Annotated in this window: 6 protein-coding genes; 2 read left to right on the top strand and 4 right to left on the bottom strand. The window is 69.6% G+C overall.

Features of this window, described 5'->3' with window-relative positions:
• Nucleotides 1–67 precede the first annotated feature (67 nt).
• Nucleotides 68–808 (top strand): uracil-DNA glycosylase, encoded by a 741-nt coding sequence (gene ung / locus FXO19_RS17635; RefSeq protein ID WP_149196428.1) that lies wholly within the window; start codon nt 68–70, stop codon nt 806–808.
• 63 nt (nt 809–871) lie between these two features.
• Nucleotides 872–1,750 (top strand): RNA polymerase sigma factor RpoH, encoded by an 879-nt coding sequence (gene rpoH, locus FXO19_RS17630; RefSeq protein WP_149196435.1) that lies wholly within the window; start codon nt 872–874, stop codon nt 1,748–1,750.
• Between the two features lie 257 nt (nt 1,751–2,007).
• Here the strand turns inward: rpoH and zupT are convergent, their stop codons facing one another.
• The 4 genes from zupT to FXO19_RS17610 all read right to left on the bottom strand — a co-directional run bounded on the left by zupT (nt 2,008) and on the right by FXO19_RS17610 (nt 7,205).
• A complete protein-coding gene (gene zupT / locus FXO19_RS17625) occupies nt 2,008–2,817 on the bottom strand; it encodes a zinc transporter ZupT (RefSeq protein ID WP_149196427.1) in 810 nt (269 codons plus the stop codon).
• A gap of 129 nt (nt 2,818–2,946) precedes the next feature.
• Nucleotides 2,947–4,326, bottom strand: coding sequence for an NAD(P)/FAD-dependent oxidoreductase (locus tag FXO19_RS17620; RefSeq protein ID WP_149196426.1), 1,380 nt, complete (start codon nt 4,324–4,326; stop codon nt 2,947–2,949).
• 141 nt (nt 4,327–4,467) lie between these two features.
• Complete coding sequence (locus FXO19_RS17615; protein ID WP_149196425.1) at nt 4,468–5,604, bottom strand: anhydro-N-acetylmuramic acid kinase; 1,137 nt, start codon at nt 5,602–5,604, stop codon at nt 4,468–4,470.
• A gap of 137 nt (nt 5,605–5,741) precedes the next feature.
• Nucleotides 5,742–7,205 (bottom strand): peptidoglycan DD-metalloendopeptidase family protein, encoded by a 1,464-nt coding sequence (locus FXO19_RS17610; RefSeq protein ID WP_149196424.1) that lies wholly within the window; start codon nt 7,203–7,205, stop codon nt 5,742–5,744.
• Nucleotides 7,206–7,283: the final 78 nt, after the last annotated feature.

The raw sequence follows: 7,283 nt of genomic DNA, 5'->3' as shown, positions 1-7,283 counted from the left end.
TTCCCGATTCCCGATTCCCGATTCCCGATTCCCGATTCCCGATTCCCGATTCCCGATTCCACTCTCCATGCCCGATACCGAACACATCAAGCTCGAGCCCTCCTGGAAAGCGCACATCGGCGACTACCTGCTGCGTCCAGAGATGCAGGCGCTGTCGGCATTCCTGCGCGAGCGCAAGGGCGCCGGGGCGCGGATCTTCCCGCCGGGGCCGCGGATCTTCGGCGCCTTCGAGGCCACGCCGTTCGATGCGGTCAAGGTGGTGATCCTCGGCCAGGATCCGTATCACGGCCCAGGCCAGGCGCATGGGCTGTGCTTCTCGGTCCAACCGGGCGTGCCGGTGCCGCCGTCGCTGGACAACATGTTCAAGGAGATCCAGCGCGATCTCGGCATCGCCCGCCCCGACCACGGCTGCCTGCTGCCGTGGGCGCAGCAGGGGGTGTTGCTGCTCAACGCCGTGCTCACGGTCGAGCAGGGCCGCGCCGGCGCACACCAGGGCAAGGGCTGGGAAGGGTTCACCGACCACGTGGTCGAGACCCTGAACCGCGAGCGCGAAGGCCTGGTGTTCCTGCTCTGGGGCAGCTACGCCCAGGCCAAGGGCAAGGTGATCGATCCGCGCCGGCACCGGGTGCTCAGGACCACCCATCCTTCACCGCTGTCGGCGCATCGTGGTTTCCTCGGCTGTGGGCATTTCTCGGCGACCAACCAGTACCTGGCGCGCCAGGGGCAGACCCCGATCGACTGGTCGCTGCCGCCAAAAGCGGAAGTTGAACTGAAAATCAACGACTTGCAGGCAAATTCGTTCCAGTGAGGGAACACTGGGAACTCCTACTGTGCTTAGCAGTCAGATGTGGACACTGCTAAAATGGCCGCCATGACCCAGATGACCTCCACCACCGCCTTGGTCGCCAACAACCTGCCGGTCCCGAGTGCGCTCGGATCGCTGGATGCCTACATCGGTGCGGTACACCAGATTCCCGTGCTGTCCGTCGAGGACGAGCAAGCCCTCGCACGCCGCTATCGCGAGCAGGAGGACCTGGACGCCGCGCGCGAGCTGGTGCACTCCCACCTGCGCTTCGTGGTCCACGTCGCCCGCGGCTACAATGGCTATGGTCTGCCGCTCGGCGATCTGATCCAGGAAGGCAACATCGGCCTGATGAAGGCGGTGAAGCGTTTCGATCCGAGCGTCGGCGTGCGCCTGGTGTCGTTCGCGGTGCACTGGATCCGTGCCGAGATGCACGAGTACATCCTCAAGAACTGGCGCATCGTCAAGGTCGCGACCACCAAGGCGCAGCGCAAGCTGTTCTTCAACCTGCGCAAGAGCAAGAAGCGCCTGGGCTGGCTGAACGCCGCGGAAGTGCGCGCGGTCGCCGCCGACCTCAACGTCTCCGAGCGCGAGGTGATGGAGATGGAGTCGCGGCTGTCGGGCCGCGACATCGGCTTCGACGCGCCCACCAACGAGGACGACGACCACGCGCCGCCGGCACCGTCGGGTTACCTGATGGCGCAGGAAGAGGATCCCGCCCAGGCCTACGAGCGCGAGGACAGCGAGGACAGCCAGCTAGCGCTGCTGCGCGAAGGGCTGGCCGAGCTCGACGACCGCTCGCGCGACATCATCCAGCGGCGCTGGCTGGCCGACGAGGACAAGGTGACGCTGCAGGAGCTGGCCGACGAATACGGCGTCTCGGCCGAGCGCATCCGCCAGGTCGAGGCCAACGCGCTGAAGAAGATGAAGGCGCTGTTCGCGGCCTGATCGCGACTTCTCGCCACAACGACGAAACGGCCCGGCATCCACCGGGCCGTTTTCGTGTGCGGGCGACGAAACGAAGCGAGGGGCGAGTGAGCGGCGAAGTCGGCAAGAGCCTGCCCGGTACTGGCTACGGGGCGAGCCGCACAGCGGCGAGCAAAGCCGCAGGCAGAAGTCGCGCCTCTCCGGCGGTGGCATGTCCCCGCCATGAAGTCGCGACCGATGTCAGAACGAAGTCGCGGCTCCTCGCTGGGCGCTTTCGCTCACCACTTGAACAGCATCAGGCTGATCGCCAGCGCGGCCATGCCGGTGACCAGGCCGTAGACGGTCTCGTGGCCCTTGGCGTAGCGCTTGGCCGCCGGCAGCAGCTCGTCCAGCGCCAGGAACACCATGACCCCGGCGATGATCCCGAACAGCGCGCCGAACATGCCTTCGGACAGGAACGGCGCCAGCACGGCGTAGCCCAGGATCGCGCCGACCGGTTCGGCCAGCCCCGACAGCAGGCAGGCGACGAAGGCGTAACGCTTGTTCTCGGTGGCGTAGTACACCGGCACCGCGATCGCGATGCCCTCGGGAATATTGTGGATGGCGATGGCGAACGCCAGCGGCAGGCCGACGCTCGGGTCCTCCAGGGTGGCGAAGAACGTCGCCAGGCCCTCGGGAAAATTGTGCGCGGTGATCGCGAACGCGGTCAGCAGGCCGACGCGGCGGATGTACTCGCGGTTGTGCTCGCGAAAGAACGGATCATCCGCCTCGAGGCGTTCGTGCGGGTTGGGCACCAGGCGGTCGATCAGCACGATCAGCATCACTCCCGACAGGAACGCCAGCGTGCCGTAGGAGAAGCCCTGCGCGTCGCCGTAGACGCTGGTGAAGGAGGCGATCGACTTGTTGAGGATCTCCGACAGCGAGACGTAGACCATCGCGCCGCCGGCGAAGGCCAGCCCGAACGCCAGCATGCGGGCGTTCGGTGTCTTGGTGGTGAACACCAGCAGGCCGCCCAGGCCGGTCGCCAGGCCGGCGGCGGTGGTCACCGCCAGCGCGACGAGAACCTGGTGCAGCGAGACGTCGATCATGCCGGGTGCGGTCCTGTCAGGCCGGACGCGACGCCGGCGGCGGTTTCGGGAGCATCGCTTGTCCGGCGCCTGCCGCCGTGCGATGGCGTCATCCTAGCGAAACGGACATGGCTTGTGCGCGGACGCGGGCTATCGTGCGGATGACGATCCGGCCGGCGCGGATCGAGCCGGCGCCTCCGATGCCGGGTCGCGATCAATGCCGTTCCCGGAATCCGGTGCGTGCGATCGCTCGTCGTCGTTGCCGCCGAGGATGATCCGCGCCCCGCGCTGCCACGTCCAATAGGCCCAGGTCCAGTTGAGCAGGACGGTCAGGCGGTTGCGGAAGCCGATCAGGAAGAACACGTGCGCGACCAGCCAGAACCACCAGGCGGGCGCACCGGAGAACTTCAGACGGCCGAAGTCGACCACCGCGGCCCCGCGGCCGATGGTGGCGAGATTGCCGAAGTCGCGATAGCGGAACGGCTTGCCGCGACGGCCATCCAGACGAGCGCGAATCGTCGACGCGACCTGCCGCCCCATCTGCTTCGCCGCCGGCGCCACGCCGGGGACCGGCCGCCCGTCCTCCCGCGCCACCGTTGCCAGGTCGCCCGCGACGAAGATGTCGGGGTATGCGGCGACGCTCAGGTCGGGTTGCACCGGCACGCGTCCGGCGCGATCGAGCGGAACGCCGAGCGTGCGTGCCAGCGGCGAGGCGGCGACGCCGGCGGCCCAGACCACGGTGCGCGCCGGCACCAGGCGCTCGCCGAGGTGGCAGCCCGCGGCGTCGATGCGGGTCACCGGCGCATGGGTGAGTACTTCGACCCCCAGGCGCTCGAGTTGTCGCCGCGCGCGTTCCGACAGCCGTTCGGGGAACGAAGGCAGCACCCGCGGCCCGGCTTCGATCAGCCGCACCCGCGCCGTGGCCGGTTCGATGTGGCGGAACTCGTCGCGCAGGGTGTGCCGGGCGATCTCCGCCAGGGTGCCGGCGAGTTCGACGCCGGTCGGGCCGCCGCCGACGATGGCGAAATCCAGCCACGCCGCGCGCTGCCCGGGGTCGGCCTCGGCTTCGGCCCGCTCGAATGCCGTCAGCAGGCGCCGGCGCAGCGACAGCGCATCGTCCAGCGTCTTCAGTCCCGGTGCGTGCGCGGCCCAGGCGTCATTGCCGAAATAGGCGTGGGTGGCGCCGGTCGCCAGCAGCAGATAGTCGAAACCGAGCGTCTCGCCACTGGCGAGGCGGAGGCGCTTGTCCGCCGGCTCGACGGCCGTGACCGTGGCCATGCGCACTTCGACGTTGCGCTGCCTGCGCAGGATATGCCGCAGCGGCGCGGCGATGTCGGGCGCCGACAGCCCGGCCGTCGCGACCTGGTACAGCAGCGGCTGGAACAGGTGATGATTGCCGCGGTCGATCAGCGTGATCCGGACCGCGGCGCGCGCCAATCCGCGCGCCGCCCACAGGCCGGCGAAGCCGCCGCCGACGATGACGACGTGCGGGATCTTCGCCTGTGATGCAGCCTGTGGAATCCGGGACATCAGCCGATTGTATCGGCAGGCGCCCAGGTGCCGCTTTCGTAGGAGCGCCCCATGGGCGCGATGCCGCGTGACACACGAGCCCCGATGCAACCCCTGGCGATCCCGGACCGCTCATCGTCTGCGGCGCAGTCGCCACCGCGCTCACGCCGGATAGATGCCGCCGAGCACCCGCGGACCCGCCGCGCCGGTGACGCCGGGCAGGTTGCCGGGCCGCCCCAGCAGCGTCTGCCGCGCCAGCCAGGCGAAGCCCATCGCTTCGACGAAATCAGGATCGAGGCCGTGCACCGCGCTCGATTCCACGACGCACCCGGGCAACGCCGCCGACAGCGCCGCCATCAGCACCGGATTGTGGACACCGCCGCCGCAGGCGATCACGCGCGCGGTCTCGGGCTGGGCGGCCCGCAGCGCATCGACGATGGTGCGGACGCTGAGCGCGAGCAGGGTCGCCTGCACGTCGGCCGCCGCCTCGGCGCCCATCACGCGTGATTCCAGCCAGCCGAGATGAAACTGGTCGCGGCCGGTCGACTTCGGCGGCGGCAGCGCGAACCAGGGCTCGTCCAGTAACCGCGCCAGCAGCGCCTGGTCGACACGCCCCGAGGCCGCGAACGCGCCGCCGGCGTCGAATCCGGCGCCGGTCCGGCGCAGACACCAGGCGTCCATCAGGCCGTTGGCCGGTCCGGTGTCGAAGCCGCGCACCGCGCCGTCGCGCGGCAGCAGGGTGAGGTTGGCGATGCCACCGAGGTTGAGCACCGCGCGCGACTCCCCGGCGGAGGCCAGCAGCGCCGCATGCAGCGCCGGCAGCAGCGGTGCGCCGTGGCCGCCCGCTGCGACGTCGCGGCGGCGGAAATCGGCGACGACGCTCACGCCGGCGCGCTCGGCCAGGGTCGACGGGTCGCCGAGTTGCAGGGTGAACGGAAAACCGCCGTCGCCCACGCGCCCGTGCGGCCGATGCCGCAGCGTCTGCCCGTGCGAGCCGATTGCGGCGACGGCGGCGGCGGGCGTGCCGCTGTCGGCAAGCGCCTGTAGCGCGGCGGTGGCGAATGCGTGGCCGATGCGCACGTCGAGTTCGCCGAAATCGTCGAGGCCGAGCCGCGCATCGCCCTGGCCCAGTTCGACCAGGTGCGCGCGCAGCGCCGGCTCCCACGGATAGGTGCGGCCGAAGAGCAGCCGCGGCTGCGGCCGGGCGTCGTCGAAGTCGACCAGCGCGGCGTCGATGCCGTCCGCACTGGTGCCGGAAATCAGGCCCAGGTACAGGGACGAAGCGGGGTTGGTCGACATGGGGCCTCTTCTTCAGCGCCGCGGACCCGGACGCGAAAGTATGCGGTCGGGCGCCAAGGCCGACGGCGTGTGCCGCGGCGGACTGCGGCGATCACCGCCGCCGTGCGGTTAGATCGCGACGGGCCGGACGCGTCGTGTCAGCCGCGCTTGTCGCCCGGCTTGCGCGCCGCGGCGACTTCGCGACCGGGCTCGGGCGAACGTTCGGCATAGCGCAGGGTCTCGACCTGCTGGATGCGCGCCAGCGCCGGCGCCGCCTGCGCCTTGAACTGCGCCAGCGCCGCGCCCTTCAGCGGCTCCGGCGGCGGCATCGTCTGCGACAGCTGATTGCGGTGGGCGCCGTTGACGCGGAATTCGTAGTGCAGGTGCGGGCCCGTGGCCAGGCCGGTGGCGCCGACGTAGCCGATCACCTGGCCCTGCGGCACGCGCTGTCCCTGACGGATGTTGGCGAAGCGCGACATGTGCGCGTACAGGGTGGTGTAGCCGCGGCCGTGGTCGAGGATGACGACGTTGCCGTAGCCGCGCTGCGTGCCCTTGAACTGCACGCGTGCGTCGCCCGCGGCCTTGATCGGGGTGCCGCTGCCGGCGGCGTAGTCGACGCCCTTGTGCATGCGCATCGTGCCCAGCACCGGATGCCGACGGTTGCCGAACCTGGAGCTCAGCCGCGCGAACTCGATCGGCATGCGCAGGAAGCTCTTCTTCAGCGGGCGGCCATCGGCGGTGAAGTACTCGGCCTTGCCGTCGCGCTCGAAGCGGAAGCCGGAATAGGTCTTGCCGCCGGTGGTGAAGGTCGCCGCCAGCACGTCGCCGTTGCCGATCTTCTCGCCCTCGCGCCACAGCTCCTCGATCACCACGCTGTAGCGGTCGCCGGGCTGGATCTCGCGCGAGAAGTCGATGTCGTACTGGAAGATGCCGTCGGTCAGGGTATGGATGACCTTCGGCGACAGCCCGGCCTGGCGTGCCGAGCCGTACAGCGAATTGCTGATTTCGCCGGTGACCACGGTCGTGTGCTTTTCGACCGGGCGTTCGATCACCTGCTCGTCGATCCTGTCGCCGCGCAGGCTCAGCTGCACGCGTTCGGTGTCGCCGCGATCGAAGCGGAAGCCCCGCAGTGCGCCGTTGCCCTGCAAATCGAAGCCGAGCTCGGTGCCGGGACGGATCCGCGCCAGCGCGTCCTTCGCGGCAGGGTGCTCAAGGATCCGGTGCAGGGTGGTGGCGGGAATGTCGAGTTCGGCGAAGATCGCGCCGAGCGTCTGCCCGGATTGCACCGTGACCAGTTCCCATTGCGCCGCTTCCGCATGCTTGGCCTTCCGGGCCGGCAGCGGCGGCAGCGGCAGTGCCATCGTGGTCAGCGCCTGCCCGTTGGCGGGCGTGGTCTGCATCGCGCTGGAGAAACCCGGCACCAGTGTGACCACCAACGCGCCGAGGGTGGCGAACAGGCTGGCGTGCGCCCAATGCCGACGCGTCCAGCGACCATGGAAGCCATTGCGTTCGATGAACGCCGGGACCTGCTGCGAAAGTTGCGCCGCGCGCTGGGCGACGGCCTGCAGGTTGGAAAGACGGACAAGACGATTGCGGTCGGCATCCGCGGCGGGTGGCGTCATGTGCGTTTCCGGAGGGTGGCGTGAAGAGGGCGTCAGCGAGGTAACATAAAGACGTGAGCTGCATGCGTCAAATGCTTG

The organism is Luteimonas suaedae (assembly GCF_008312895.1).
GTDB classification, from domain to species: Bacteria; Pseudomonadota; Gammaproteobacteria; order Xanthomonadales; family Xanthomonadaceae; genus Luteimonas; species Luteimonas suaedae.
Note: the sequence above shows the minus strand (reverse complement) of the source record. Positions and strands in the feature narration are given on the sequence as shown.

Bases quoted from the DNA above. Each gene is read 5' to 3' on its own strand.
- ung (WP_149196428.1), top strand. From the start codon at position 68: ATGCCCGATACCGAACACATCAAGCTCGAGCCCTCCTGGAAAGCGCAC.
- rpoH (WP_149196435.1), top strand. From the start codon at position 872: ATGACCCAGATGACCTCCACCACCGCCTTGGTCGCCAACAACCTGCCG.
- zupT (WP_149196427.1), bottom strand. From the start codon at position 2,817: ATGATCGACGTCTCGCTGCACCAGGTTCTCGTCGCGCTGGCGGTGACC.
- FXO19_RS17620 (WP_149196426.1), bottom strand. From the start codon at position 4,326: ATGTCCCGGATTCCACAGGCTGCATCACAGGCGAAGATCCCGCACGTC.
- FXO19_RS17615 (WP_149196425.1), bottom strand. From the start codon at position 5,604: ATGTCGACCAACCCCGCTTCGTCCCTGTACCTGGGCCTGATTTCCGGC.
- FXO19_RS17610 (WP_149196424.1), bottom strand. From the start codon at position 7,205: ATGACGCCACCCGCCGCGGATGCCGACCGCAATCGTCTTGTCCGTCTT.